This is a genomic window from Ruegeria sp. HKCCA4008 (genome assembly GCF_013033125.1).
Classification (GTDB): Bacteria; Pseudomonadota; Alphaproteobacteria; order Rhodobacterales; family Rhodobacteraceae; genus Ruegeria.
Genome location: NZ_WQDM01000004.1, coordinates 52,276 through 79,174, shown reverse-complemented (window position 1 = coordinate 79,174; position 26,899 = coordinate 52,276). Strand labels below are relative to the sequence as shown.

Annotated in this window: 22 protein-coding genes; 6 read left to right on the top strand and 16 right to left on the bottom strand. The window is 57.9% G+C overall.

Annotated elements, in window-relative coordinates; all coding sequences use genetic code 11:
• Positions 1–9 precede the first annotated feature (9 nt).
• From GOW60_RS10865 to GOW60_RS10845, 5 genes are all read left to right on the top strand, one after another.
• Complete coding sequence (locus tag GOW60_RS10865) at positions 10–1,197, top strand: 2-aminoethylphosphonate--pyruvate transaminase (protein WP_171205932.1); 1,188 nt, start codon at positions 10–12, stop codon at positions 1,195–1,197.
• A gap of 18 nt (positions 1,198–1,215) precedes the next feature.
• Positions 1,216–2,460, top strand: a complete 1,245-nt coding sequence (gene phnA / locus GOW60_RS10860) for a phosphonoacetate hydrolase (protein WP_171229273.1) — start codon at positions 1,216–1,218, stop codon at positions 2,458–2,460.
• A gap of 3 nt (positions 2,461–2,463) precedes the next feature.
• A complete protein-coding gene (phnY, locus tag GOW60_RS10855; protein ID WP_254443907.1) occupies positions 2,464–3,927 on the top strand; it encodes a phosphonoacetaldehyde dehydrogenase in 1,464 nt (487 codons plus the stop codon).
• A 106-nt stretch (positions 3,928–4,033) separates the two neighbouring features.
• Entirely contained in the window at positions 4,034–5,386 is a 1,353-nt protein-coding gene (locus tag GOW60_RS10850) for an aspartate aminotransferase family protein (RefSeq protein WP_171229272.1), read from the top strand.
• 243 nt (positions 5,387–5,629) lie between these two features.
• Positions 5,630–7,294, top strand: a complete 1,665-nt coding sequence (locus GOW60_RS10845; RefSeq protein ID WP_171229271.1) for a Na/Pi cotransporter family protein — start codon at positions 5,630–5,632, stop codon at positions 7,292–7,294.
• A 460-nt stretch (positions 7,295–7,754) separates the two neighbouring features.
• On the opposite strand, the gene GOW60_RS10840 is transcribed toward GOW60_RS10845, so the two are convergent.
• Complete coding sequence (locus GOW60_RS10840; RefSeq protein ID WP_171229475.1) at positions 7,755–8,222, bottom strand: Lrp/AsnC family transcriptional regulator; 468 nt, start codon at positions 8,220–8,222, stop codon at positions 7,755–7,757.
• A 127-nt stretch (positions 8,223–8,349) separates the two neighbouring features.
• On the opposite strand from GOW60_RS10840, the gene GOW60_RS10835 reads away from it, so the two are divergent.
• Complete coding sequence (locus GOW60_RS10835) at positions 8,350–11,811, top strand: indolepyruvate ferredoxin oxidoreductase family protein (protein ID WP_171229270.1); 3,462 nt, start codon at positions 8,350–8,352, stop codon at positions 11,809–11,811.
• A gap of 280 nt (positions 11,812–12,091) precedes the next feature.
• Here GOW60_RS10835 and GOW60_RS10830 read toward each other — a convergent pair whose 3' ends face one another.
• The 15 genes from GOW60_RS10830 to GOW60_RS10760 all read right to left on the bottom strand — a co-directional run bounded on the left by GOW60_RS10830 (position 12,092) and on the right by GOW60_RS10760 (position 26,788).
• Positions 12,092–12,787: an RraA family protein gene (locus tag GOW60_RS10830; protein WP_171229269.1), complete on the bottom strand. Its 696-nt coding sequence runs from the start codon at positions 12,785–12,787 to the stop codon at positions 12,092–12,094.
• Positions 12,784–13,479, bottom strand: coding sequence for an alpha/beta fold hydrolase (locus GOW60_RS10825; protein ID WP_171229268.1), 696 nt, complete (start codon positions 13,477–13,479; stop codon positions 12,784–12,786). Before GOW60_RS10825 ends, GOW60_RS10830 begins: the two co-directional genes overlap by 4 nt.
• The gene (locus tag GOW60_RS10820) at positions 13,476–14,600 is read right to left on the bottom strand and encodes a cobalamin-independent methionine synthase II family protein (RefSeq protein WP_171229267.1); all 1,125 of its coding nucleotides are present in this window, start codon (positions 14,598–14,600) and stop codon (positions 13,476–13,478) included. Before GOW60_RS10820 ends, GOW60_RS10825 begins: the two co-directional genes overlap by 4 nt.
• 10 nt (positions 14,601–14,610) lie before the next feature.
• Positions 14,611–15,213: a trans-aconitate 2-methyltransferase gene (locus GOW60_RS10815; RefSeq protein WP_170346854.1), complete on the bottom strand. Its 603-nt coding sequence runs from the start codon at positions 15,211–15,213 to the stop codon at positions 14,611–14,613.
• Entirely contained in the window at positions 15,210–16,175 is a 966-nt protein-coding gene (locus GOW60_RS10810; RefSeq protein ID WP_171229266.1) for a cupin, read from the bottom strand. Before GOW60_RS10810 ends, GOW60_RS10815 begins: the two co-directional genes overlap by 4 nt.
• Positions 16,176–16,366: 191 nt before the next feature.
• Positions 16,367–17,356, bottom strand: a complete 990-nt coding sequence (locus GOW60_RS10805; RefSeq protein ID WP_171229265.1) for a nuclear transport factor 2 family protein — start codon at positions 17,354–17,356, stop codon at positions 16,367–16,369.
• Positions 17,353–18,396 carry a LacI family DNA-binding transcriptional regulator gene (locus tag GOW60_RS10800; RefSeq protein WP_216597841.1) on the bottom strand — a complete coding sequence of 348 codons (1,044 nt, stop codon included), beginning with the start codon at positions 18,394–18,396 and terminating at the stop codon, positions 17,353–17,355. The genes GOW60_RS10805 and GOW60_RS10800 overlap by 4 nt, the downstream gene beginning before the upstream one ends.
• Complete coding sequence (locus GOW60_RS10795; protein WP_171118392.1) at positions 18,396–19,160, bottom strand: SDR family NAD(P)-dependent oxidoreductase; 765 nt, start codon at positions 19,158–19,160, stop codon at positions 18,396–18,398. Before GOW60_RS10795 ends, GOW60_RS10800 begins: the two co-directional genes overlap by 1 nt.
• Positions 19,160–20,212, bottom strand: coding sequence for an ester cyclase (locus GOW60_RS10790; RefSeq protein ID WP_171229264.1), 1,053 nt, complete (start codon positions 20,210–20,212; stop codon positions 19,160–19,162). Before GOW60_RS10790 ends, GOW60_RS10795 begins: the two co-directional genes overlap by 1 nt.
• On the bottom strand, positions 20,209–21,540 hold the full coding sequence (gene hisD, locus GOW60_RS10785) for a histidinol dehydrogenase (protein ID WP_171170235.1): 1,332 nt from the start codon (positions 21,538–21,540) through the stop codon (positions 20,209–20,211). The genes GOW60_RS10790 and hisD overlap by 4 nt, the downstream gene beginning before the upstream one ends.
• Positions 21,541–21,551: 11 nt before the next feature.
• Entirely contained in the window at positions 21,552–22,082 is a 531-nt protein-coding gene (locus tag GOW60_RS10780; RefSeq protein ID WP_171118397.1) for an ester cyclase, read from the bottom strand.
• 127 nt (positions 22,083–22,209) lie between these two features.
• Positions 22,210–23,364, bottom strand: a complete 1,155-nt coding sequence (locus GOW60_RS10775; protein WP_171229263.1) for a carbohydrate ABC transporter permease — start codon at positions 23,362–23,364, stop codon at positions 22,210–22,212.
• Position 23,365: 1 nt separating this feature from the next.
• Positions 23,366–24,388 (bottom strand): carbohydrate ABC transporter permease, encoded by a 1,023-nt coding sequence (locus tag GOW60_RS10770; protein WP_171229262.1) that lies wholly within the window; start codon positions 24,386–24,388, stop codon positions 23,366–23,368.
• A 66-nt stretch (positions 24,389–24,454) separates the two neighbouring features.
• The gene (locus GOW60_RS10765; RefSeq protein ID WP_171229261.1) at positions 24,455–25,666 is read right to left on the bottom strand and encodes an ABC transporter substrate-binding protein; all 1,212 of its coding nucleotides are present in this window, start codon (positions 25,664–25,666) and stop codon (positions 24,455–24,457) included.
• A 75-nt stretch (positions 25,667–25,741) separates the two neighbouring features.
• Positions 25,742–26,788, bottom strand: a complete 1,047-nt coding sequence (locus GOW60_RS10760; RefSeq protein WP_171229260.1) for an ABC transporter ATP-binding protein — start codon at positions 26,786–26,788, stop codon at positions 25,742–25,744.
• Between the last annotated feature and the right edge of the window lie 111 nt (positions 26,789–26,899).

Genomic DNA, 26,899 nt, shown 5'->3' with positions numbered 1-26,899 from the left:
AGCCCGGTAATGACGCCATCCCATCCAAAAATCGAGCAACCGCGCCTCGGCGAACCATACCTTTTGACACCCGGTCCTTTGACAACGTCCTATGCCGTGAAAGAGGCCATGCTGAAGGACTGGGGCAGCTGGGACGACGACTTTCGCGCCATGACAAGAGAGCTGCGGTCAAGCCTGCTGGGCCTGCTTGGTGACGGCGCCGACGCCTTCGATTGCGTGCCAATGCAGGGCAGCGGCTCCTTCTCGGTCGAAGCAATGCTGGCGTCGTTTATTCCGCCGGAAGGAAAGGCGCTGGTACTGGCCAATGGCGCCTATGGGCAACGTTCTGCGCAAACGCTACAGTATCTGGGCCGAGACCATATCGTGCTGGACAAGGGCGATTACCTGCCGCCACGGGGCGACGAGGTTGCGCGCATTCTCGCGGATGACCCGGCCATCACGCATGTTGTTGCCATTCACTGCGAAACCAGCTCGGGTATCTTGAACCCCGTCGAGGAAATATCCGAGGCCACATATGCAGCCGGCCGCAAGCTGTTGATCGACTCGATGTCTGCCTTTGGCGCGATCGAGCTCAGGCCCTCGGATATTCGATATGAAGCCATGGTGTCTTCGGCCAACAAGTGCATCGAGGGCGTTCCCGGATTTGGCTTCATTGTGGCGCGCAAGAACGAGCTGGAAGCCGCAAAGGGTAACAGTCATTCCCTGTCTCTGGATGTGCACGCCCAATGGGCGCACATGAACAAGACCGGTCAGTGGCGCTTTACCCCGCCGACGCACGTGGTCGCCGCCTTCATCGAAGCGCTTCGGGCGCATGCCGCTGAAGGCGGTGTTGCCGGCCGCGGCGCGCGTTACACCCGCAACCGGGACGTCATGGTTGCAGGCATGCGTGAACTGGGTTTCGAAACGCTGCTGGACAATCGTTGGCTCAGCCCGATCATCGTCACGTTCTTCTGCCCCGCCGATGAGAAATTCGTATTCGATCGGTTCTACAACCTGATGAAGGACAAAGGGTTCATTATCTACCCGGGCAAGCTGACCGTCGTCGACAGTTTCCGCGTCGGATGCATCGGTCAGATGGACGAAGACGTCATGCGCAATGTCGTGCGCGCAGCAAAGGAATCCCTGGAAGAAATGGGCGTGACAAACGCCGCTCCTCCTCTTCGGGCACTGGAAGAACGCGCCAAGCTGGCCGCTTAAACATCAAGGAAAATACAGATGACCATTCAAACCCCCGTCGAAGCAAATGAGCGCGTCTATCCGACGCCGAAGGTGCCTGCTATTGCCATCTGCCTTGATGGATGCGAGCCCGAATACCTTGATGTCGCGATTGCGAAAGGGCTGATGCCCAATCTCAAGCGGATACGCGAAGAGGGTACGGACCGACTGGCCCATTCCGTTATCCCGTCCTTCACCAACCCCAACAATCTTTCGATTGCCACCGGGCGCCCTCCGATCGTGCATGGCATCTGCGGCAACTACCTCATCGACCCTGACAGCGGCGAGGAAGTGATGATGAATGATGTCCGCTTCCTGCGTGCGCCGACCATTTTTTCCCAATTCTACGACGCGGGTTTCCGCGTGGCGATGGTAACCGCCAAGGACAAGCTGCGCGCGCTGTTGGGGGCCGGGCTAAAATTTGACGAGGGCAGGGCGGTTGCGTTTTCTTCCGAACGGTCGGGTGAAACGACGCTGGCGGAACATGGCATCGACAACGCCAGCAAATGGCTGGGCATGGACGTCCCCGAGGTCTACTCGGCAGAACTTTCCGAATTTGTCTTTGCCGCTGGCGTCAAGCTGCTGAAAGAGTTCAAGCCCGACGTGATGTATTTGTCGACCACCGACTATATCCAGCACAAGTTTGCACCCGATCAAAAAGGCGCTCTCGATTTCTATGCCATGTTCGACCGGTATCTGGGCGAACTGGATGAACTGGGTGCGGCCATCGTGGTGACCGCGGATCACGGCATGAAGCCCAAGCATTTGGCGGATGGATCCCCCTCGGTGGTGTACGTGCAAGACCTGATGGACGAATGGCTGGGCAAGGATGCGGCGCGGGTCATTCTTCCGATTACCGATCCATACGTTGTGCATCATGGCGCGTTGGGGTCTTTTGCAACCGCCTATTTGCCTGACGGAGCAGACCAGGACGACATCATCCGCAAGCTCAAGGCGACCAGCGGCATCACTCATGTGCTGACCAAGGCCGAGGCGATCGAGCAATTCGAATTGCCGGGCGACCGCATTGGCGACATCGTGATGGTTTCCGGTGAAAACATCTGCATCGGCACGTCCGAGCATCGCCACGATCTGGCAGCACTCAAAGAACCGTTGCGCAGCCATGGTGGTTTGACCGAGCAGGAAGTTCCCTTCATCGTGAACCGTGTCATCGACCTGCCAAACCAACCCGTGCTGCGCAATTTCGATGCCTTCTTCTACGCAACAACAGCGGCGGCACAGTAAGCTATGAAAGATCAGACCATGTCGAAAATCGAAGTACGCAACGAGGGAATGCGGATCGGTGGCGAGATTGTCTTTACAGACGACACCGTTCCCGTTCTCTACCCGTACACAAACGAGGTTGTGGGTCACGTACCAGCCGGTACAGCCGAACATGCGCGCCGGGCGTTCGAGATTGCGGCGAATTTCAAACCCAAGCTGACCCGATACGAGCGCAGCCAGATCCTGCAACGGGCGGGCGAGTTGATCGGCGAAAAACGCGATTATCTTGCGAAATGGCTGACGCTGGAGTTGGGGATCTGTCACCAGCATGCGATCTACGAAACCAAGCGCGCGCAGGACGTGTATCAATTCGCGGCGGCCGAGGCATTGAAGGATGATGGTGAGATCTTCTCCTGCGACCTGACCCACAATGGCAAGGCCCGCAAGATTTTCACCACCCGAGAGCCGGTGAAAGCAATCAGCGCAATCACGCCGTTCAATCACCCGCTGAACATGGTCAGCCACAAGATCGCGCCGTCGATTGCCACCAACAATTGCATGGTTTGCAAACCGACCGAGCTGACGCCGCTGACCGCATTGACACTGGCTGACATACTCTATGAGGCCGGCTTGCCGCCCGAGATGTTCCAGGTCGTGACAGGTTGGCCCGGTGACATCGGCGACGAAATGATCACCAATGAACACATCGATATCATCACCTTCACCGGCGGTGTGCCCGTGGGCAAGATGATCGCCGAAAAGGGCGTCTACAAGCGTCAGGCGCTGGAACTTGGCGGCAACGATCCTCTGATCGTTCTGAATGACCTCAGTGAGGCCGATCTGGACAAGGCGGCAGCCATTGCGGTGGCGGGGGCTACCGGAAATTCCGGCCAGCGTTGCACGGCGGTCAAGCGCATTCTCGTGCAGGAAAGCGTGGCCGATACATTCGTGCCGCTGGTTCTTGAGAAGGCCAGGAAGATCAAGTTCGGCGATCCTCAAGACCCGGAAACCGAACTTGGATGCGTGATCCATGACAAGGCCGCCGAGGTTTTTGAAAACCGCGTTTTTCAGGCGGAAAAAGAAGGTGCTGAAATTCTGTACCACCCCGGTCGCCAGGGTGCGCTGCTGCCGCCTATCGTGGTCGACAAGGTGCCCCATGACAGCGAATTGGTGATGGAGGAAACCTTTGGACCCATCGTGCCGATCGTTCGCGTGCCGGACAACGACGAAGAAGTGATGGCAATTTCCAACGGAACCGAGTTCGGCCTGTCTTCGGGTGTCTGCACAAACGATCTGAACCGGGCGATTGCCTTCATCAACGGGTTGAACGTCGGCACCTGCAACATCTGGGAACAGCCGGGTTACCGCATTGAAATGTCGCCCTTTGGCGGCATCAAGGACAGTGGAAACGGGGTGAAGGAAGGCGTCATCGAAGCGATGAAGTTTTTCACCAACGTCAAAACCTATTCGCTGCCGTGGCCTAACTGAGTCTGTTGCCCTTACCCCTTTTGCGGAAAGGGCAACACAGTTCCTCCCTGGTACTGGCGGGCCTTGCGGGGTCCGCATCTTTCGATGACGGCAAAGAGGAGCGGCGATGCCACAAATTGTCCACACTGAAGGGGAATCAAACACGTCCGAGGCGCGCAAGGCGTGGCTGCAAAAGTCGATGGGGCCGAAATCATCGCCATTGCTCAAACGCGATGCGAACGTGTTCCTGCATCAATCTCTGTCCTCACCCTGCGTCAGCACCATTGCAAAGGCCGAAGGGCTCTGGATCGAAGACATCGAGGGCCGCCGGTACATGGATTTCCACGGCAACTCGGTGCACCACATCGGGTATGGCCATCCCCGCTTGGTCGCCGCCATAAAGGCACAGCTTGACGATCTGCCCTTTGCGCCCCGCCGCTTCACCAACGATCCGGCGGTGGAGCTGGCTGAAAAACTGGCAGAGATCGTGCCTGGTGATCTGGGCAAAATGCTCTTTACCACCGGCGGCTCTGACGCCAACGAGGTTGCCCTCAGGATCGCGCGCGCCGCTACGGGTCGGTTCAAAACGATCAGCTTCTGGGATGCTTTCCATGGCGCAGGGTTCGGCGCTGCAAGTGTCGGCGGAGAGGCGACCTTTCGCAGTCACATTGCGGGGCCTCTTTTGTCCGGTACCGAACATGTCGCCCCCTTCGCCTGCTATCGATGCCCGTACAATCATGCGGGCCCCGAAACCTGCGGGCTGGCCTGTGCGAAAATGGTGGAATATGTCCTCGAGCGCGAAGGAGATGTGGCGGCGGTCATTGCGGAACCGATGCGCGCCGTGCCCTATGTCCCTCCGCCGGGGTTCTGGAAGACGGTGCGCGAGGCATGCAACCGTCACGGGGCGCTGTTGATCATGGATGAAATCCCGACGGGTCTTGGTAAGACGGGCAGGATGTTCGCCTTTGAACATGACGAGATCATCCCGGACATCGTGACACTTGGGAAGGCGCTTGGCGGCGGCATCCTGCCTATTGCCGCCTGTGTCGCCCGCAAACAGCTGGATGTCTGCGGAGATTATGCCATCGGGCACTACACGCACGAAAAGAACCCGGTCACCGCCCGGTCCGCTTTGACGACGATCCAGATCATCGAAGACGAAGGCCTGGTTCGCCGGTCAGCCGAATTGGGTGAACATGCCATTGGTCGCTTGATGGATGAACTTCAGAACGTTCCGATTGTCGGAGACATCCGGGGGCGGGGCCTGATGTTCGGGATCGAAATCGTCGATGATCGCGCCGACAAAACACCGGGAAACGCGTGCGCCGAACGGATCTACTATGCCTGCCTTGAGGCCGGTCTGAGCTATAAGATCAGCCAGGGGTGCGTTCTGACTCTGTCACCGCCGCTGACGATCTCGCGTTTGGAGTTGGACCGCGCAATCGACATCGTAATTGCTGCAATCAAGGCCGAGAGTTGACGCCCCTTACCGATCTCGTGTCACAATAGAGGATCAGGGGCCGCGCCCTTCCGGGCGCCCTTGGCCAAGTTCATAGGTGACGGATGTTCCGTCAAAGCGCGGTCAAGTGCTTGCGGTGAAGCTTACAGGAGTTTACGCCTTGTAGGCCAAAAATGGGATGTATCCCTTCCCAATCGCGGTCGGTAACATGAACAATACAATGCGCCGCGACAAGCTGGGCCAAAAGGAATAACGGGGTAGAGTATGGCAATTGTCAGCTTCCTTATCAGCCTTGCCGGGGCGACGATGCTGCTGCTTTACGCGGTTCGTATGGTGCGAACCGGGATCGAGCGCAGCTATGGGGCGTCGTTCCAGCGGGTAATGACCCAACAACGCAGCTACCTTCAGGCCTCGGTGGTTGGGTTGATGATGGCGGTCGTGCTGCAAAGCTCGGCGGCCGTTGCTCTGTTGACCTCGGGGTTTGCGGCCAGTGGAATGCTCAGTTTTCCTGCCGGCCTTGCGATTGTACTTGGCGGCGATCTGGGGTCGGCGCTGATCATCCAGATTCTTTCGTTCCGACTGGACTGGCTTGTTCCGATGCTGTTGGCGGTTGGCGGGTATCTGTTCGTAAAGACCGACTCCAAAAAAACCCGGCAAATGGGGCGCATCCTGATGGGTGTGGCCTTTATCCTGATCTCGCTTCGGTTCCTTCGCGAGGCAATGGATCCCATTCGGGACAGCGCATTTCTGCCCGCGGTGGCAGATTATCTGGCGCGCGATTATATCACCGCGTTTCTGGTCGGGGGCGCCTTGGCTTTCATCATGCATTCTTCGGTGGCGGCCATCCTCATGTGTGTCACCCTTGTGCAGATCGGAGCGATCCCGTTCGCCGCCGGGATGTCTTTGGTGTTTGGCGCGAATTTCGGCTCTGCCTTCATTCCGGTCTGGCTCACCCGCGCCATGCCAGTCCAGGCCCGGCGCATTCCATACGCCAACCTGGCATTGCGTGGCAGTTGGGCTTTGGTGAGTTTGTTTGCGGCCAACATGGCTTTGCGGACCGGAATGTTAGGAGACCCGCAAGGCGGGCAGATGCTGGTCAATGTGCATGTTTTGTTCAACCTGTCACTGCTGCTTCTGGCCTTGCCATTTTGCGGGAAATTGAAGGACCTGTTCGAAAGGTTTTTGCCGGATCAGAAGAAGGAACTGGTTTCGCAACCGGCACGACCCGCCAGCGCGTTGGACATAGGCAATGTGGCAAATCCCAGCCAGGCCCTGCCAAGCCTCAAGCGTGAACTGCTGCGGATGAGCGACCTAGTCGAAACCATGTTCCGGCCTTGCCTGGAATTGTATCGCAGTGGCGACAAACAACAGATTCGAGCGGTACAGGCCATCGACGAGGACGTGAACAATTGCTTGTCCGGGATCAGGGCATTCGTTTCGGCGATTCCACCGGATGTATATGAAAAAAAGGATGAAAAATCCGCACGCGACCTGATGGAATTCGCTATCCGGCTGGAGACCGCCGGTGATGTCGTGGCCAAGCGCTTGACCGTGTTGGCGGGTGAAATGCGGGCCAAAGGCTCGAGCTTTTCGCAGGAAGGCTGGTCGGAACTTGTTCAGATGCACGAGGGCATTCTGGCCAACATGAAGCTGGCATCAAACGTGCTTATTTCAGACGATCTGGAAAGCGCGCGCCTGCTAAGCCTTGAGAAGACCGAAATCAAACGGGTGGAACGTGAAAGCCGAAAACGACATCTGCGCCGATTGCAGCACGGGTCACGGGAAAGCTTCGAAACCAGTGATATTCATCTTGAGACGTTGCGGGCGTTCCGGGAGTTCAACAGCCATATCGCATCTATTGCTTACCCGGTGCTGTACCAGAATGGCCAGCTTCTCGAGACGCGGCTGATCGACGAAATTGCGAAATAGCCGGAAGGTTCTGTGATAAAAATCTGAAAAAGCAAAGGAATGATGCTACACTTCTGATGACGGCAGCGAACAGGAGCCGGACTCGATGCAAGCACGGGTAAAGAAAACAGGAAGATCGAAACGCGAAGCAACAAAATGGCTTCAGTTTCGAAATTCGGTTTTGCGGCTTTTCGGCGTCGATGGAAGCTTCCGCCCAGAGCGCGGCGCAGAAGGCGGAATCCAAAAGGTCGCGGTCGAAAAGGCAACCACGTTTTACCTGCCTTGAAGCTGAATTGCGCGACGGTTTTTGGGGGCGTTCCCAGACCTGATCCTTGAAAAATTCTATGAACATCAATTCCGTGGAGTTTGGCGGGCCAAATCGTAGCTTGGGAACATGTTCGAGTGGAACTTTTGCTTGGTGCGTTCAAAGCTTTGCAACAAAGCCGATACCGGACGGCAAGTCCCACCCGGGGAACCGATCTCAAAAGGAAGGAATGGGCAGGGCGTTACTGCGTTTGATTTCGCGCAGAACGACATTTGTTTGCGCGCTTTCCACCGCCGGCAGGCGAAACAGGAATTCTTCAAGAAAAACGTTGTAAGCCCCGATATCCTTGCAGATCACCCGCATGTGGTAATCTGCCTGCCCGGTCGTTGCGTAGCATTCCATAACTTCCGGGCGCTTTTCGATCGCTGCAATGAAGCGTTCAAGATGTTCCGGATTGTGCCGGGTCAGATGAACATGCACCAGGGCCTGAAACGAAAGCCCGGCGCGTTCAGGCGACAATTCGGCACGGTACTGCGAAATCAGGCCGGCCTCTTCAAACACGCGGACTCGACGCCAGCAGGCAGAGGATGACATGCCCACCCGTTCTGCAAGGTCAGCATTTGAGATGCGGCAATCCTTTTGAAGCAGCGCGAGAAGTTGGCAGTCACGTGAGTCGAGAAGCATCCGAGAAAAATACCCCATAACGTGACAAAATAAGAGAGGATTTTTCAAAAGTATCCGGAAATGGCGGGAAGCTAGAACAGATTCCTCAAAGGATTCCGGTAAAATACCCAGAAAAGGCGAGGCATCCATGACTGACCAGTCCCTGAAATTCGATACTTACGCCCTGTCGGACCGATACAAAGCCTCAGAGGGTCGTGTTTTCCTGACGGGAACGCAAGCTCTGGTGCGCATCATGTTGGACCAGGCCCGCAGGGACGCAGCAGCGGGAAACAACACGGCCGGGTTCATTTCCGGATATCGGGGGTCTCCTCTTGGTGGTTTGGATCTGGAGCTGTGGCGAGCGAAAGAGGAAACCGAGGCGGCCAGGATCACATTCATGCCGGCCGTAAACGAAGACCTCGGCGCCACAGCGGTTCTTGGTGCCCAGCAGGCCTCGCTTGATCCCGATTGTGAAGTCGAGGGCGTGTTTTCGATGTGGTACGGGAAGGGCCCCGGAGTTGACCGTTCAGGGGACGCGTTGCGCCATGGCAATGCCTATGGCTCGTCGCCGAAGGGCGGGGTTCTGGTTGTCGCGGGTGACGATCATGGCTGCGTGTCTTCTTCAATGCCGCATCAGTCCGACGTCGCCTTCATGACCTGGTTCATGCCAACGCTGAACCCGGCCAACGTGGCTGAATACCTGGAGTTCGGCGAATACGGGATCGCGCTGAGCCGATACTCGGGCACCTGGGTCGGGTTCAAGGCGATTTCGGAAACCGTGGAAAGCGGGCAATCCGTGCGGTTGAAGCCGGACCGTAAATTTACCTTGCCGGAAATAGATCTGCCGCCGGGCGGCTTGCACGTGCGCAGCGCCGATTTGCCAAGCCCGGCCATCGAGACGCGGATCGAACACAAGTTGCGGGCAGTCGAGGCTTTTGTCGAGGCGAACCCGATCGACCGGCGCATCTATGACATCAAGGATGCCCCATTCGGGATTGTCACAACGGGCAAAAGCCATCTGGACCTGATGGAAGTGCTGCGTCTTCTGGGGCTCGACGAAAGCGGATGCCGCCGTTTGGGCATCGACATCTACAAGGTCGGGATGGTTTGGCCTTTGGCGCGGCGCGATGCGTTGTCTTTCGTCCGTGGCAAAAAAGAGGTGCTGGTCGTCGAGGAAAAACGCGGGATCATTGAAAGCCAGTTCAAGGAATATTTCTATGACTGGCCGGGGGACAAACCCGAAAAGATGGTCGGAAAACACCGCGCAGCGGGCGATCCGTTGATTCCCTGGACCGGAGAGTTGAGCCCGTTGAACCTGGTTCCGGTCGTTGCAGAGCGACTCGACCGCTTTTTCCCGGAAGAGGGATTTCTGGAAAAGGCGAAGGCGCTGACGGACGAACCGCCATCCGTTCTGAATGTTCCGGGTGCGGTCAGGGCTCCGTATTTTTGCTCGGGTTGTCCCCACAACACATCCACCAAAGTCCCCGATGGAAGCATGGCTGCGTCAGGCATCGGCTGTCACGTGATGGCAAGTTGGATGAACCGCAACACGGTCGGTTATGCGCAGATGGGGGGCGAAGGTGTGCCGCATGTTGTTGCCTCGAAATACAATGGCAACAAACATATCTTTCAAAACCTTGGCGAGGGCACCTGGTATCATTCCGGGTCGCTTGCCATTCGCCAGGCCGTGGCTGCGGGTACGAACATCACCTACAAGATCCTGTACAATGACGCAGTGGCAATGACGGGGGGGCAGCCTGTTGATGGCCCTATCAGCGTTTCCGGGATCGCCCAGACCTGTCGCGCAGAAGGTGTCGACCGGATCGCCTTGGTTTCTGACGATATAACAAAATTCGATTCCAGCGATTTTCCGGCACGAACGAGCTTTCACCCCCGGGAAGAGATGGATGCCGTGCAGCGTGAGTTGCGTGACATCCAAGGTGTGACGGTTTTGATCTACGAGCAGACCTGCGCCACCGAGAAACGTCGTCGCCGCAAGCGTGGAAAAACTGAAGACCCCAAGCGGTTTGCTTTCATCAACCCCGCGGTGTGCGAAGGTTGCGGCGATTGCTCGGTCGAAAGCAACTGTCTGAGTATCGAACCCTTGGAAACCCCATTGGGTCGCAAGCGAAAGGTCAACCTGAACTCGTGCAACAAGGACTTTTCCTGCCTGAACGGGTTTTGCCCCAGTTTCATTACGGTGGAAGGGGCGATGCGGCGAAAAGAACCCAAGCAGAAACTGGATATCCCGTCGCTTCTTGCCAAGGTTCCCGACCCGCAGCTTCCTGACCTGCACGCGCCGTACGATCTTTTGGTCGGCGGGGTCGGCGGCACCGGTGTCGTAACGGTGGGCGCCGTTCTGACAATGGCGGCGCATTTGGAAGGCAAAGGCGCCAGCGTGCTGGATTTTACCGGGTTCGCCCAGAAATTCGGTACGGTTGTCGGCTATGTTCGCATTGCCCGCACGCCCGAAGAAATCAATCAGGTCCGAATTGAGGCCAAAAGCGCCGACGCCGTCATTGGGTGTGACGTGGTCGTGTCTTCGGCGCCCAAAGCCTCGGTTCACTATCGCAAGGGCACAAAAGTCGTACTGAACCGTGCGGAAATGCCAACAGGCGACCTTGTTTTGCACCGCGATGCCCAGCTCAAGGTCGACGAACGAGAAGCGCTGATACGCCGGACCGTCGGCGAAGAAAATGTCTTCGCGTTGGATGCAAACCAGTTGGCCGTGGATTTGCTGGGGGATTCGGTCTTTGCCAATACCTTGCTGTTTGGTGTCGCGTGGCAGCTGGGGAACATTCCAATCAGTGAGGTTGCAATCAAACAGGCGATCAAGCTCAATGGAACCGCGATCGAGGCCAACATAATGGCCTTTGATCTGGGGCGGGTGATCGCTGCAAACCCGCAGATGCTGAATGCGAAGGAAAAGAGCTTTTCGCAAGAATCGTCGCAGCAGATAATCGATTACCGGTCCGATGAATTGGCGATCTATCACGATGCCGCTTATGCGCAACAGTACCGGGATCGCCTGGCCCGTCTGTCCGCAGCACTGCCTGACCAGATACGCGAGGAAGCGCTTTCGCTTGCGGCAAAATCCCTGTTTCGCCTCATGGCAATCAAAGACGAATACGAGGTTGCTCGGTTGCTGACATCGCAACAATTCGAGAAACAATTGCGGTCCGAGTTCGAAGGGGATTTTCGGATCAAATACCACCTCGCGCCACCGGTTCTGACCGGTCGCAAGGATGCACGCGGGCGACCGCGCAAGCGAAGCTATGGTGGTTGGATGACCCCCGTTCTGAGGCTCCTTTCGCGTGCACGCAGGCTTCGCGGCGGCTGGCTTGATCCATTCCGGTTTTCAAGGGACCGCAAGCTTGAAAACGAAACCCTGGCCTGGTTTCTGGCTGTCTTGGATCGCATTGAAAAATCCAGCCCCGAGCTGGAGGCGGAAACCTGCCTGAAGATCCTGTCAGCGCCGCTGGATATCCGCGGTTTTGGCCCGGTGCGCGAAGCGGCAACACAAACCGTACGTACAGATGTAGATGCCATGCTGAACGTGATCGGAGAACAGCGAAGGGATGCGCAGGGCGCCGCTTCTCACAAGGTTTGATTGTTCTTTCGGGAAACTGTCTGGAAACGCGGATTGTACGCGGGGCTGAACGGATCTGAAACCCCGTACACTCCGGTGTAATGGACTGCTGCCTGAAACGGTCCGGTTTTCGTTCGGGCGTCACCGGCAGCGGCGCGACGCCGCCACCGGACAGACAGATGTGGGTAACCCTTCGTCACGGGCATTGCGTTGGCAGAGGCCGTCTTGCTTTGGGTTGACGAGCAAGGGGCTTGTAAGTGCATTTCACCCAGCCGGCTTTCATTGTCTCCGACCCTTGTGATCAGACCCGTGCTTTTTCAAAGGCGGCCCAGGCGGTTTCGAATGCTTCGAAATCAAACGCGGGCTCGCGGGCTGCGTCCAGAACAATACGTTCTGTCGCCAAAAGCTTATGGATTGCAGCTTCCAATTGATCAACGACATCATTCGGTATGACCAATGCGCCATGACGATCGGCGTGAACAAGATCACCGGGGTCAACTGTCAGACCAAAAACCGAAACCTGAGTGTCAATCTCGCGGACGTGGACGAAACCATGGCTCGGGCCGATGGAACCCGCGACAACCGGGAACCCTTGGGGCAAATCCCCGAGATCCCGCATGACACCGTTGGTCAGAGCGCCAGACATGCCGAAACCCTTGTGAACCGTCGTATTGATCTCACCCCAATAAGCGCCGATGCAATCGGGATAATCCAGATCCTCGATCACGGCGATTGAAGGGCCGGGTGCCTCGGCCATGTACTTGTAATAGGCCATGCGTCGGGCTTTGATGATGTCGGGCGGCTCGGTCGGGGGATTGACCGCAGCTATTTTGGCGGTGCGCGCATAGCCGACGATGGCAGGCCCTTCGGGGGCCGAGCTCAGCATGATGCCACGCGTGAACCTGTCGAACCCGCGCCTGCCCTGTGCCACCTCGATGGCATTGCAGACAGTTGGCGTATCGACTTTGCGAAGCAAAGACAAAAGGGACGGTGTCATGTGTCCTCCAGCCAGCGGGACAGCGCCGCTGTTGTTTTTTTAGGTTGTTCCAATGTCGGGAGATGGCCCGCGTCGCCGATGATCTCAAGCGCGCTTCGTGGCAGCAGATCATGCATAAGTCGGTGGCGTTCAACTGGGCATAGCCGGTCTTCACGTCCGCACAAAACCAGAGCCCGTCCGGTATAAGCCGTCAGGGTCTTGCTTTGGTCCGGTCGGTTCATAAGTGCCTTGGACTGACGTATGAAAACGTCCGGGCCCAGGTCGGTGGCCATTGCCATGCACAGATCCAGGATCGCCCCCCGGTTCGGTCCGTCAGCCAGATAACCGGGCTTCATCTCGTCACGCATCACGGTCCTCAGCTGACTGTTACGAACAGCGGACATCTGCGGCGTACGACGCGCTTTTACCTCTGGCTTTTCCGCCAGTGGATTGGTGTCAAGCAAGGCCAGACGCGAAACACGTTCGGGGGCTTGGCGCGTGACCTCCATGGCCACGATACCCCCCATGGACAGCCCGGCCAGCGCGAAGACCGGCGGCGCATTCCCGAGGATATCCTGGGCCATGGCCTCTATGCTGTCGTGATGAGACAACGGAAAGGTCATCACGGGCATTTTGCCCGACAGAGCATTGATCTGAGGGCCAAAAAGCCGGGCATCACACATCATGCCCGGCAACAAGATCAGAGGTTTCATGCCGAAGCCAGCTTTGCCCCTTCGGACAACGCCGCCAGCTTGGCATAGGCGATCTGGGGATCGACGGCGCCGAAACCCGCAAAAGTGCCAAAGCCGCAATCGCTGCCCGCGATCACCCGGTCCGGTCCCACGATTTCCGTGAACCGGTCAATCCGTTGGGCCACAAGTTCGGGATGTTCGACGAAATTGGTCGTGGTGTCGACCACGCCGGGCACCAGAACCTTGTCATCGGGAATCTCGGCCTTGCGGTCCCGGAAGACAGTCCATTCATGGGCATGCCGCGGATTGGACGTTTCGAACAGGACATAGCGCGACTTGGTCGCCATCAGGGTGCTGAAGACCTTGTCCATGGCGATGTCACAGCAATGCGGGCCTTCGTAGTTGCCCCAGCAGATATGTACCCGTACCCGATCCTGCGGGACGTTCTGAAGCGCGTGGTTCAGTGCCTCGACATGCATATCGGCAATCTTGATGAACGCCTCATCCGACAGGTCGGTGAACAGCATGTGGCGCGACAGGGCAAGATCGGGGCAATCCAGTTGCAGGTCCAACCCGGCGGCGACGATGGTTTCGTATTCGTCCTTCATCGCGTCGGCCAACGCTGCCAGATAGGCCTCTCGCGTAGGGTAGAAATCATTCTGCAAAAACAACGAGATCACTCCGGGAGACGCGGCATTCATGAAGCCGCGCTCGGCCCCGTGTCGAGCCATGGCCGCCTTGAGGTTGGCGATGTCTTTTTGCAACTCGCCTTGCCCTTTTGATCGCACCTCACCCGTGCACATCGGCCTTGCGTATTGTGGCGTACCGCCGTCATCGGCCAGTCTTTGCAGAAAGCCGGGGAACATCTTCAAGTCTGCCGGCGCGTTACGAGGGCTGTCGCCCGAAAACCCGGTGTAGCGATCCTTGACATAGGTCGCATAGGAGATTTTCGAAGTTTCGCCGTCGCTGACGATATCAACACCGGCTTCGACCTGTTTGCGCACCGTTTCGGCCACGGCGTCGGCCATGCAGGTATCAAAGGCGCCTGTGTCATAAGGTTCGCCGTTTTCGCGGGCAAAAATAAAATCCACGACGTCCTGCGTTCGGGGCAGAGAGCCAACATGTGTTGTTTTTACGGTCATGGGGACCTCCTTAAATTTTTCGTGCCATCAGGATCGTGTGGCTTTGGGCTTCTGGGTCTTCGGCCAGGTATCCGGTCATTTGCAGCCCGTTTTCCTCGAGACACCCGGCGTAACCGGCCGGGGACAGTGACGCGTGGTAGACAAGCTCTGATCCCACCGTGCCGCTGACCTCTCCGGCACGAGGTCCGACGGTCAGCATGAGCATTCCCTTGGGCCGCAAATGGCGCGCCATCCGGGCGATACAGTCTTTCTGCTCGTCCGCCGTGAGGTGGAAAAAGCTGTTCCAGGCAATGATGCCGTCGAACTGTTGATCCAGTTCAAAATTCCGCATATCCGCGTTGCGCCAGTCGCCATCGGGCCAACGGTCGCGGGCAATGGCAAGCATGGCGTCGGAAAAATCGATACCCGTGACGTCGAACCCTTCGGCCATGAACCAGCGTGCGATGGGGTCGCCCGAGCCACAGCCCAGGTCCAATACGCGGTCACCCGGCTTCAGGCTGGCGGTGAAGCGCGCCAACCAGCGCGCTTCGAACAGGGCCTTGGAACGGCGCCTGTCATACTCGGTCGCCTGCCGTTCATAAACGGCGTGGGTGTCATTCGGGTCCGCGTTCATCCTGTCCAGGTCGCTCCTGCCGGGTCATCGGTTGCGGTGATGCGGTACAGGCCTGCCAGTCCGGTCATCGATGGCTGAACGCCATAGGTTTCGCCGGGAAGAACCAAGGCCGTGTCGCCCACCGAGATCGTGGTTTCGTACCCGTCGATCGAAACACGCCAGTGACCGCTGGCCGGCATCAGTACCACTGGTTTCTCGGCAGCGATCGGTTCGGTCACTGCGGACCCGCGCCCCAGAAAATCGACCTCGAATCCGGGTTTGTCCTTGATCAACGCGTTTTCGCCAATCACCTTTGCGGGCTTATTGGCCGACAACGCCATCAGATCCCAATACCGCGCAACGTATTTGCCGACCACATCCTCGACGGGAACTTCGGGATAGCTTTTCAGCTGTTCTTCGGTCAGCACAGGCATCGGGCGGACATTGTGGGGCAGTTCCTGGCCCAGTTTGGAGTCGTACAGAACGCCATTGTCGCCCAGCATCAGACCATGTGCCTGCGCATCTTCGATCACCTGAGGCGCCCAGGTGACGCCGCCACCCGCATCGTCTCCGCCCAGGATCGACATGATCATTCCGTAATCCTGGCCGACATTCTCAAAGCCCCGGAAAATACCCGTCGGAATGTTGAAAATGTCTCCTTCCTCGGCGATGAATTCTCCGGCCGTGCCATAGCGGCCCCAGAAAAACCGCCAACGACCCTTGGCAACGAAAAAGACCTCGGCGGTGGTGTGGCTGTGCAGTGAGTTGCGGCATTTCGGCGGCTGCCCGGCCGCTCCGATGTTGAAGCCGATCTTGTCGGTGATGTGGACATGCTGGTCCGGAGATTCCGAGACGCCGCCGCCGATTATCGTGAAATTCTCTTTCTGATCGCTGCCGGGCGTATGGGCATCGATAAAAGCGGTTTTGCAGGGTTGAAGTTCGCCATAGCGGACGATGCGGGAAGGGATGGATGATTTTGTCATGATGTACGATCCGATTGAACGTTTTTGGAAAGAAAGCGCGTGTGCCCAAGCAGGACAGGCCCTTACTTTCCGGGCGGGCGCAGGTTCAGTCGCCGCGCCCTCAGGCTTTGACGGTACATGTGGAAACGCCGAACGGTCCGGGGCTCGGACAGACCGCCCGACAGGATGCGATATGAGACCGGGCGGCCCACTCAGACCTCGCCGCTCTGCAACAGGATCTGCTTCCAGACCGAGGTTTCATCGAACAGGGTGTATTCACGGCGCAACTGCGGCTGCCCTGCAACAAGCGCGCCGAATTCAGCGTGGCTGATCCCGAGGACATAAACCTGTGCACCAGTCGGCGCGCCAAACACGCCCCAGCCGTCATGCTTGCCCCAAAGGCTCCAGCGAATTGCCGCACGCGGAGGCATATCAGGGTCATCTCGCCCGATCTGATGCTCGATCTTGAATTCCGCATTCGGAAAACTCGCCCGCAGCCCCATCCAGAAGCGGTCGATGGCCTGCCAGCCATGCCCTGTTACGCCACCCACATATTCTGACTGAACAGCGCGGTCATATTCTGAACCGATCACGCCCATATCTGCGTTCATGATCCGTGTCAGAATGTCGGCGTAGCGCTGCCCCCATTCATTGTCATTCCCATGGCCTTTGTACGGTCCAGGCTGATCTATTTCGGGCGTCAGAGGCTTGACGCAGTTCTCTTTGCCGCCTTCCCGGGCAATCAGATCAGCGGCGTATTCCTTGGGATCCCAGCCCATCTGGCGCACAATCGCGCCCTGGTCGCGGATCAGCCATTCATCGTTGATCTGATTGTCGATGGCGTAACAATCCGCAAGAATCCGGTAACGCAGCTTGGTGCCGGTGGGCTTGCCATAGACACCCTCGGCCAAATGCGTGGCCGTTGAAATGATCCGATGAGAGCTCAGCATGCCCTCTTCCGGTGTGCCGGACCAGATCACGTCTTCGCCCAGCAGCTGCCGATCCGGAAACTCGGCCAGCGTTGCCATTGTGGCTCCGATGACATTCTGATTGCCCAAAACAACCGAACCAGGCGAACGGACGACGATGTCATCGCTGTAATATTCGTGCAGCGTGGCGATTCCCCGGTCTTCCCAAATCTCTTTGGTGATGCCGATGATGTAGTCCGGAAAATCCCGGAATTTCGGATCGAAGCCTTTCATGTCTCTGTCCTTTGTGGGGCCCACCCCTTTGGCAATCGGGCCGAGGTCCGCACAACCAATGGTCCATCAATGGCCACTTTGCGCGGTTCGGCTTTCGCCGGGGTGTCGATATGTTCGAAAAGGGCGGCAACGGTTTCGGCCACCATAAGGTTGGCCCGCTGCCGGATCGTCGTCAAATTGTAAGCCGGCCAACCGGCCGGCGGCACGTCATCATAGCCCACGACCGAGACATCCTCGGGGACGCGCAGGCCAAGTTCAAAACGGATCACATCCATCGCTGCCAATGCCATGTGATCATTGGCCACAAATACGGCATCCGGCCGTCGTTCGGGGGCGACATCGAACATCCGACGGGCTGCTGTACGGGCGTTTTCCGTGTGAAACTCACCTACTTCGTGGGCAAACAATTCCTGCCCGGCCTCGGCCAGTGCGGCGCGATACCCGGCTTCGCGGTCCCGCTGCGTCGAGGCCCCTTGCCAACCTGCGATATAGGCAATCCGTTGGTGCCCTCCGGCTAGCAGAAATTCCGCGACTTTGCGGCCCCCGGCATAGTTGTCGGACGTGACCGTGGTGATGCCCTCGATGTCCTGGCTGCGGTTGAACAGCACCACCGGCACCCCGGCCTGTTGGCAGCGCATGGCGATATCCGACGACATGGGCACCGAGGCCAGGATGACGCCATCTACCTGATAATCAAGAATCTCTTCCATCACATCGTCGATGTTCCCGGCCGATCGTGAGGCCATGAAGATCAGCACGTGATAGCCTTGCTCCTGAAGGGCGTTGGACAGCTTCTCGAGCGCTTCCGGATAAAAATAGTTATCCAGGTAGCCCACCACCAAACCGATGATGCGACTTTTCCCGGACACCATGGCGCGGGCCAGAACGTTTGGGCGATAGCCCAGTTCAGCGGCGGCTTTGCGCACCTTCTCTTCGGTCTTTTTGCTGACGGACGCGCCGGGCGTGAAGACGCGGCTGACGGCGGACTGGCTGACACCAGCCAGTTGGGCGACCTGAAGGGATGTTACTTTTTCGGCCATCAATCTGCTGTCCAACCCCCGTCGATAAGCATTGACGTGCCGGTAACCAGCGCAGAGGCGTCTGACGCGAGATAACGCACCGCGCCCATGATGTCTTCGACCTCTCCGACCCGGTCCAACTTGATCTTTTCCATGATCCACGCGGCGCGTTCAGGATTGTCGAAAGTGGATTGGGTCAGGGGGGTTCTGATGAAAGTCGGGCAGACAGTGTTGATCCGAATGCCCTGTTTGCCCCATTCGATGGCCATGGATTTGACCATGCCCTCAAGCCCATGTTTGGTCGCACAATAAAGCGCCCGGTCGACACCGCCGACGTGCCCCATCTGGCTGGAGATGTGGATGATCGATCCCGGCTTTCCTGCCAAGATCAAAGCGCGGGCGGCGTAGGCCGACAGGAAATAGGCCGAACGCAAATTGACGTTGGTGACAACATCAAAGTCATCGGGCGTGGTTTCGATGGCCGGGCTGTGGCGCGCCAGGCCCGCTGAATTCACCACGATATCGAAGGTGCGGTGATCGAAAAGCTTTTTCAGGGCATCCAGATCACCCTGATCCATCACAAGCGCTTCGGCCGACCAGCCGTGATCTCGCAAGGCGGAGACGGTGTCATTCAACCGGTCCGCCCCTCTGGCCGCACAAACAACATGCGCGCCTGCCTCGGCCAAAGCCACCGCACAACCCTGACCGATACCCGACGAGGCTCCGGTAACGAGGGCTGATTTTCCGTTCAGAGAAAACGAAGGGGTGCGTGGCAATTCCGTCATCAGCGCATTCCATCCGGTATTTCAATACGGCCCAAATTGCGGGCCTTGTTGAATTCCCGCAGGCGGGCAAAGACGTCAACGCCAAGCTGCCGGTAGGCATCCAGCAAATCAACCAGCACCCAGTTTTCCCGGATCCTGCCGTTTTCCAAACGCCAGAAATCGAGGCTGCGCATGGTGATCTTCTTGCCTGACGGAGCGATGCCCATCCAACCATCGTCTGTGACGGTCTGGATCATGTTGGGCCAGCCCGTCACGGCCGCATATTCCCCGTCACCGAAGAAGTGATAGGTGATGTCGTCCACGAACTGCCCGCGATCCGGCATACCGTTCAGAAATGGGATCTGATGCCAATTTCGGAACCCCGCGTACCCGCGCCCGGTGCCGATGCCCGAAGGGCCGTACCAGTTCATGCGCGGGTGCCAGAACCGTTCCATCTCCATCACTTCGGGGCCGCCTTGGGACGGGTGTTTCTTGAGATGCTCCAGCATGTCGATGATATGCTGGCAGGTCTGTTTGCCCTTGGCTTCATCATAAGGGCCGGGGACAAACCCGTCCTGGGTGGCAGGGCCGGGGACATGCCATTCACGGCCCAGACTTGGCGCCATCGGCCAGGCACTCGCCTGCATCATGACTTCGGGGATGTCCCAAAGGGCCTGCATCTCGACGATCTTGCCGTTTTCGAAGCGGTAAAATTCATGAAACCGCATCGTGACTTGATGACCCGTCGGCGGGATGTCCAGCCAGGGGCCGGTGAAAACACCGGTGTAATACCCACCACATCCGACCCAATCTGCGCCGAACTCATCCGGGCCGGCCATGACGATGTAATCCCGTCGTTCAAGATCGGGCCAGGCCGCCAGTAAGTCTTTGTAGCCAGTGTCATAGAACGCATCACTGCCGACGCTGTCCCCAAAGGGATGACACAGACGGAACACGGCATCCAGTGACGTGACCTCCGCCAAAGCCCGGCGTACGCCGGCCTCATCGAAATCGTACATCGCAGCCCTGAGCGGTTCGATCAGGGCCTTGTGATGTGTGTGTTTGTCACTCATTCAGCAGCGTCCCGGTAAGGGGCGGGCGCACCGTAGGGAACATTGATTCCGCCATATCGGCGCACACGAACGTTGCATTGTTCCGCGTGGCCAACGAACCCTTCGAGCATGCACAGGCGCGAGCCATACTCGCCGATCAGCGTCGCGGCCTCATCCGTCAGAACTTTTTGATAGCTGTGCGTCTTCAGGTATTTACCAACCCAAAGACCACCCGTGTAACGCCCGGCTTTTTTGGTGGGCAGCGTGTGGTTTGTGCCAATCACCTTGTCCCCGTTCGAAACATTGGTGCGCGGCCCAAGGAACAACGCCCCATAGCAGGTCATGTTTTCAAGGAACCAGTCGTCTCGGTCGGTCATCACCTGTACATGTTCCGAGGCGATGTCATCGGCAACCTGCAACATCTCATCATAAGTGTCGCAAACGATCACCTCACCATATTCGTCCCACGACACCTTCGCGGTATCCGCGGTTGGAAGGATGCCCAGCAGCCGGTCGACCTCGGCCAGGGTGTCATTGGCCAGATTGCGTGAGTTGGTCAGCAGAACGCAGGGGCTGTTGTATCCATGCTCGGCCTGCCCCAGCAGATCGGTTGCGCACAGCTCCGCATCTGCGGCGGTCTCGTCGGCAATGACCATCGTTTCGGTCGGCCCTGCAAAAAGATCGATCCCGACACGACCGAACAACTGACGTTTGGCTTCCGCGACAAAGGCGTTGCCGGGGCCAACAAGCATGTGAACCGGATCGATTGTTTCGGTGCCCAATGCCATGGCTCCGATGGCTTGAATGCCGCCCATGACATAGATCTCATGCGCGCCACCCAGGTGCATGGCGGCAATTACCGCTGCATTGGGTTTGCCCTGAAACGGGGGTGTGCATGCTATGATGCGCGGAACACCGGCGACCGAGGCGGTCGCCACCGACATATGCGCCGAGGCGACCATCGGGAATTTGCCGCCCGGAACATAGCAACCCACGGATTGCACCGGGATGTTCTTGTGCCCCAGAATGACACCGGGCAGGGTTTCGACCTCGATGTCCAGCATTGAATCCCGCTGCGCCTGCGCAAAGTTGCGCACCTGTTCCTGCGCGAATTTGATATCGGCCAGCTCACGATCGGACAATTGCCCGATCAGGTCATCAATTTCCTGCTGGCTCAGGCGGAACGAGGCAGGTGAGTAGTTGTCGAACTTCTCACTCAACTCGCGCACCGCGGCATCCCCACGGGTTTCGATGTCTTTCAGCGTCGCTTCAACCACGGCACGGGTCTTGGCATCATCTTCCGCCCGATCCGCATCGGATTTGCCGCGTTTAAGATACTCGATTGCCATCTTTCCAATCCTCAGTTTTCCGGCCGTGGCGGAGTCTTCTCGCCGCGGTCAAATGCTTCCCAGCCTTCGCCGTTGAACAGGTCCACGCCCAGCTGAGCCGCAACGTGGGCAAAGTCGACATTCACCCAGTTGTCGACAATTTTGCCGTCGACCACTTTCCAGAAGTCCATGTACCTGATTTCGACACGCTTGCCTGTGGGGGCAATGCCCAGAAATTCGCCGGAATGCGTGGCTTCCTGGCGGCCGAAGGCGGCGGCCCATTCACCCATGTAAAGGCGCGCTTCGTCAACGCAGACCTTATCCGAAAACGCGGCTTGAAACGGGCGCTGCCAGTTATCCTGAAATTCCTGCAGGCCGGTCTTGGTGCCGCAGCCCTGATTGCCCATCCAGCGAAAACCTTGGGCGAAGAATTCACCGATGTCATCAATGCGGTGATCATTCAGACCATCAACCATCGTTTCGATCACGCGGCGCGTGTCTTCCGTCTTGCTCATGTCCGTGTCGCGGGTCAGAACCGCTTGTTCGGGACGGGAACCTTTCATTTTTCTATCCTTTGAGGTTGCCGAAGGGAGGGATTGGGACGTGCGGCCCCAATGCTCAGAAAGTCCCTCGGCATCCTGTTCAGCGCCGGGTGGCGCGACATGGCGTTATGTCGGGCGTTCTTGCTCATCAGCCTTTCACTGCCCCGGCTGTCAGACCGCTGACAATCTGGCGCTGGAAAATCAGCACAAGGAAGATCAGAGGCGCGGTGATCGATACGGCAGCGGCAACCGCAACGACCTGATCGGTTGTCGTCGTCTCGCGATTGAACATGCCGACGATGGCGGGAACCATGGTCTGGTTCTGCGCATCAAGCAGCAGCGCGGTGACCAGAAAATCGTTGTACGCCAGCAAGAAGCTGAACAGTCCTGTGGTGATCACGCCTGGCCACATCACCGGCATGATGACACGGCGGAAGGCCTGAAAGTGGCTGCACCCATCCACGCGGGCGGCCTCATCCAGCTCGGCCGGGATGTTCTGGAAGAACGAGCGCAGCATCCAGATCGTGAAGGGCTGATTGATCGCGACCAGAACAGCGATCACCGCAAAAGGCTTGCCGTACAAGGTTGGTGCGTTCTCACCCAAGATCGGGCTGAGCCATTCGGCCGAGTTGATGAACACCGGCAGATAGCCCGCCACCAGAACTGAATGCGGTAATGCCCGAAACACCAGTGCGACGATCAGGATCCAGAAGGCCAAAGTTGATCCTGACCGCGCCAGACCGTAGCCCGCCAATGTGCCCACGGTCAGCGACACCGTCACCACGCCCGTCGTTACGATCAGCGAGTTCTTGAAGTTGTTTGAAAAGCCCCGGTCGATCCAGACGGTTTTGTAATGCTCGGTCGTCAGACCAAGCACATCCCGTCCCAGTGGGCCAAACAGCGGGTTCAACACGTTCAGGATTGCAGGCAGGACCACGAAGAAAACCAACAGGAAACCCACCAGCAAGGACAGCACACCGATCAGCCATCCAAACCATTCCTGACCGGGCTTGGTGTAGGACTTTATCATCGAAGGCAGTGTTTTGGTGGCAGCGAAGATCGTGCCCCAGATAACCGCGATACCCAGAATGATATCCAGCAGCGACAAGCCCTTTCCGACGCTCAGCGTGGCCGGCCCGAAGATCACGTTCAGCGCGTTGCTGTCGAACGCATCGACGGGTGACTTGAAGCTCATCACCACGATCCAGAAGATCGGAAAGGCCGCGATCAGGCACCAGAGCGCAAGGAAGATGTTCGAGGTCAACCGCAGGCTGAAGGGCTGGCGAAGCGCACGCGAGGACATGTCAGTGACCTCCTTTATGGTCGCGCCATGTTCGGCGCAGCGGCAGGATAAGCAGGATGACGACACCGATCATGGTCAGCATCGAGTTGGCGGACGCCCGGCTGATCGACCGGTTGCCGGCCTGATCCGGCGTCAGGTAATCGAAGGTCAGCCACTGTAGCGAGATGACGTAGCCCTGGCTCGAAAAACCGACGATCTCTTCGAACACGCGGTAGCTGTCCATCAGGTGGATCATCGACACGAAAATGATCAGCGGCATCAGGTGTGGAATGACGATGTATTTCAGGCGCTGCCAACGGGTCGCACCGTCAATCACGGCACTTTCAAGACTGTCCTGATTGACCGTTTGCAGCCCGGCGTAGAAGACGATTGCTGCAAAGGGTGCCACATGCCACACGCGGTAGAGCATCATCAGTATTTCGATGGTCCAGGCTTGGGCGAAAAGGGCGATGTCCCGGTTCAGCCACCATTCCATCATTGCGGTCAGGATGCCGTCGCCCCGGAACAGCCAGTTGATCGACAGCACTCCGATCACGGGTGTGATGATGAAGGGCAGCAAGGATACAAAGATAACCGGCCCGCGGATGGACCGCGCCGCGTTGTTGATCAGTATTGCGATCCCAAGCCCGCACCCGACCACCAGTGGCAGAGTGATCAATGTGAAGGTCAGGGTGAACCGAAGCGCCTTCCAGAAGTTGATCGTGGACAGCACATGCCAACTGCCGTCGCTTATGGCGCGCCATGCGCGTTCAGGCTCCAATACGTTGCGATAGCTTTGCAAGCCGACATATTGGGTTTGGGTAATGACTTCGCCATGTTCGTCGAGCTTTGGCTGCGAAACCATCTCGGTCACGCAGGTCTGCGTCAGGAAACCGGGCGTGCAGGTTTCCTTTTCGACCGTCTCATAGATCGGCTGAGTCACGTAAAAACTCTGCTGGAACACGCTGACCAGAGGAAACGCGATAAAGAGAAGCATCATAAAGACAGAGGGGCCGACAAATGCGGCAAATGTCCGGAAATTCATGGCTCTGCCTTTCTCATGACTCTCGAGGGGAAGGGGCGGGAGGGCCGTAGCCCTCCCACGGGAGGATCAGTTGCTGATCAGACCTGCTTCTTTCGCGGCAGTGATGTAATCTGCCTCGATATCCGCTAGCGTTGTCTGAGCATCCTTGGCGCCGGTCAGGTAGTCGGCCAGACCGTTGCCCAGGGCGGTGTGCATGATGCCCATCGGGCCAGATGCCGGGTACGCTTTTGCGCCCGCTTCAGCCGAAGCGGCTGCTCCTGCCGCCAAAGCACCCGCTGAATAGGCAGGGCTCAGCCAAACAGCGACGTCGTTGTTTGCGCTGACCATTTCGCCGTCCATGCCCTCAAGCGCGACGCGGAATGCGGCGTCGGCCTCTTCGTCGCTCATGTTCGAAGCGAGAACGATGCCATCCCACCAGATGGTGGTTGCCGGCGCTGCCGAACCCATAGGAGCGGCTGCCATGGTGACTTTGCCGACGACCTGGCTTTCGGCCTCATCATTCATCGCGGCGGCACGGCTGGCCCAAAGGTTCGCCATGGCGATCTTGCCCTGCTGGAACTGTTGCTGAACGTATGTCGAGTCGGAAACCAGATATTCCGGATCCATGTACTCGGTCATGGCTTTCAGTGTTTCCAGCGCAGCGACGCCCTGCTCGTTGTTGATCGTTGGAACGTTGCCGTCGCCAAAGAACGAGCCGCCTTCGCCAAGGTACATGTTGACGAATTCCTGGCCGAGGTTCCAACCGGTCTTGAACGTTCCCCCGATTGGATAGTCCATGACGCCGGCTTCTTTGATCTTGGCGGCCGCTGCCAGGACGTCATCATAGGTTTTTGGTTCTTCGATGCCCAGTTCAGCCAGAACATCATCGCGATACATCAGGTGCTGCGCATTCACCATCATCGCAATGGCCATGGTCTTGCCATCGACCTTGATCAACTGGTTGGGAAGCAGGTCCTGGCCGTATTTTTCGACCAGATCATCCAACGGACGGATCGTGCCTGCGTTCAGCAACGGCACCAGGGTCGCGTTTGAAACACCGCCGATCTGATAAAGCGCGGGATCCGCAGCAAATGCTTCGGGCTGCTTTTCACGGAATTCCTGATCCAGCGATGCGCTGAAATTGCCGCATTCTGCCATCGCATCGGTGACGGCTTTCCACGCTTCAAAACCGGCGGACAGCGATTTTAGCGGCACTTCGTTTTCAAAGGCGCAATCTGCCCACGCGCCGCTGGCGGCGATGGACATGGCACCGGCCATGAGGATCGTCTTGAGTTTCATAGGTTTCTCCCTGTCAGGATCGGTCCGTCGTCGACGTCCGGACCGGTGTTATGCCCTTGCGGGCCGTTTGTGGGGTCAGCCCCCGATCCGCGCACCGCTTCCAGCTTCGAAGAGGTGACAGATTTCCGTCGGCACCGAGAACGAGACCGTCTCGCCAATCTCGGCGCGGAATGCTTTGTCTGCTTTCACCGAAACCAGAGCTCCGCCGACCCGAACCGAGATCATGGTCGCGTCGCCCAGCAGTTCCAGCGTATAGATCGGAGCGGTGATCTGACCTTTGCCATCGGCAAGGCTGGCATCTTCGGCCCTGAAACCCAGTGTCATTGGGCCATCCGGTGCATCCACCGCAATTTCGACATGTTCTGCGCGGAATATTCCGCCCGCCACTTCGCCGTCCATCAAATTCATGGCGGGTGAACCGATGAAGCTGGCGACGAACGTATTCGCGGGACGGTCATAAATTTCGGTCGGGCTTCCGACCTGCTGAACCACGCCATGTTTCATCACGACGACGCGGTCCGCAAGGGTCATGGCCTCGATCTGGTCGTGGGTGACGTAAATGGTGGTGACTGCCAGCTCATGGCTCAGATTCTTGATCTGGGCACGTGTGGAAACCCGCAGCTTGGCGTCCAGATTGGACAACGGCTCGTCCATCAAGAACACGTTGGGTTCGCGCACGATGGCACGTGCAAGTGCCACACGCTGTCTCTGACCACCGGACAACTCGGCTGGCTTGCGATGCAGGAAATCGTCCAGTTCAACCATGGCGCTGGCGCGGCGCACTTTCTCGTCGTGTGTTGCCGGGTCGATACCACGCACTTTCAGCGGAAAGCGGATGTTCTCGTAAACGTTCATGTTGGGATACAGAGCGTAGCTTTGGAACACCATCGCCACGTCACGGTCCTTGGGTTCGAGATCATTGACCACGTTGCCGTCGACAAGGATTTCGCCCTCCGTCACGTCTTCGAGGCCGGCGATCATGCGCATGGTGGTTGTCTTGCCGCAGCCTGATGGGCCGAGCAGCACCAGAAACTCACGATCTGCAATCGTCAGGTCGAAATTGTGAACCCCAACGAATGAGCCCCATCGCTTGCCGACGTTCCGCAATTGAATTTCCGCCATGGTGCCCCCTGCAAGGAATCGTTTTGCATACGTTTGCAAAACTGTAATTCGCATGTATCAAATCAGGCAAGACTTTTTTGCATACGTATGCAAAAATAACGGGGTAATCCG

Coding starts and splice junctions, on each gene's coding strand:
- GOW60_RS10865 (WP_171205932.1), top strand. CDS start 10: ATGACGCCATCCCATCCAAAAATCGAGCAACCGCGCCTCGGCGAACCA.
- phnA (WP_171229273.1), top strand. CDS start 1,216: ATGACCATTCAAACCCCCGTCGAAGCAAATGAGCGCGTCTATCCGACG.
- phnY (WP_254443907.1), top strand. CDS start 2,464: ATGAAAGATCAGACCATGTCGAAAATCGAAGTACGCAACGAGGGAATG.
- GOW60_RS10850 (WP_171229272.1), top strand. CDS start 4,034: ATGCCACAAATTGTCCACACTGAAGGGGAATCAAACACGTCCGAGGCG.
- GOW60_RS10845 (WP_171229271.1), top strand. CDS start 5,630: ATGGCAATTGTCAGCTTCCTTATCAGCCTTGCCGGGGCGACGATGCTG.
- GOW60_RS10840 (WP_171229475.1), bottom strand. CDS start 8,222: ATGCTTCTCGACTCACGTGACTGCCAACTTCTCGCGCTGCTTCAAAAG.
- GOW60_RS10835 (WP_171229270.1), top strand. CDS start 8,350: ATGACTGACCAGTCCCTGAAATTCGATACTTACGCCCTGTCGGACCGA.
- GOW60_RS10830 (WP_171229269.1), bottom strand. CDS start 12,787: ATGACACCGTCCCTTTTGTCTTTGCTTCGCAAAGTCGATACGCCAACT.
- GOW60_RS10825 (WP_171229268.1), bottom strand. CDS start 13,479: ATGAAACCTCTGATCTTGTTGCCGGGCATGATGTGTGATGCCCGGCTT.
- GOW60_RS10820 (WP_171229267.1), bottom strand. CDS start 14,600: ATGACCGTAAAAACAACACATGTTGGCTCTCTGCCCCGAACGCAGGAC.
- GOW60_RS10815 (WP_170346854.1), bottom strand. CDS start 15,213: ATGAACGCGGACCCGAATGACACCCACGCCGTTTATGAACGGCAGGCG.
- GOW60_RS10810 (WP_171229266.1), bottom strand. CDS start 16,175: ATGACAAAATCATCCATCCCTTCCCGCATCGTCCGCTATGGCGAACTT.
- GOW60_RS10805 (WP_171229265.1), bottom strand. CDS start 17,356: ATGAAAGGCTTCGATCCGAAATTCCGGGATTTTCCGGACTACATCATC.
- GOW60_RS10800 (WP_216597841.1), bottom strand. CDS start 18,396: ATGGCCGAAAAAGTAACATCCCTTCAGGTCGCCCAACTGGCTGGTGTC.
- GOW60_RS10795 (WP_171118392.1), bottom strand. CDS start 19,160: ATGACGGAATTGCCACGCACCCCTTCGTTTTCTCTGAACGGAAAATCA.
- GOW60_RS10790 (WP_171229264.1), bottom strand. CDS start 20,212: ATGAGTGACAAACACACACATCACAAGGCCCTGATCGAACCGCTCAGG.
- hisD (WP_171170235.1), bottom strand. CDS start 21,540: ATGGCAATCGAGTATCTTAAACGCGGCAAATCCGATGCGGATCGGGCG.
- GOW60_RS10780 (WP_171118397.1), bottom strand. CDS start 22,082: ATGAAAGGTTCCCGTCCCGAACAAGCGGTTCTGACCCGCGACACGGAC.
- GOW60_RS10775 (WP_171229263.1), bottom strand. CDS start 23,364: ATGTCCTCGCGTGCGCTTCGCCAGCCCTTCAGCCTGCGGTTGACCTCG.
- GOW60_RS10770 (WP_171229262.1), bottom strand. CDS start 24,388: ATGAATTTCCGGACATTTGCCGCATTTGTCGGCCCCTCTGTCTTTATG.
- GOW60_RS10765 (WP_171229261.1), bottom strand. CDS start 25,666: ATGAAACTCAAGACGATCCTCATGGCCGGTGCCATGTCCATCGCCGCC.
- GOW60_RS10760 (WP_171229260.1), bottom strand. CDS start 26,788: ATGGCGGAAATTCAATTGCGGAACGTCGGCAAGCGATGGGGCTCATTC.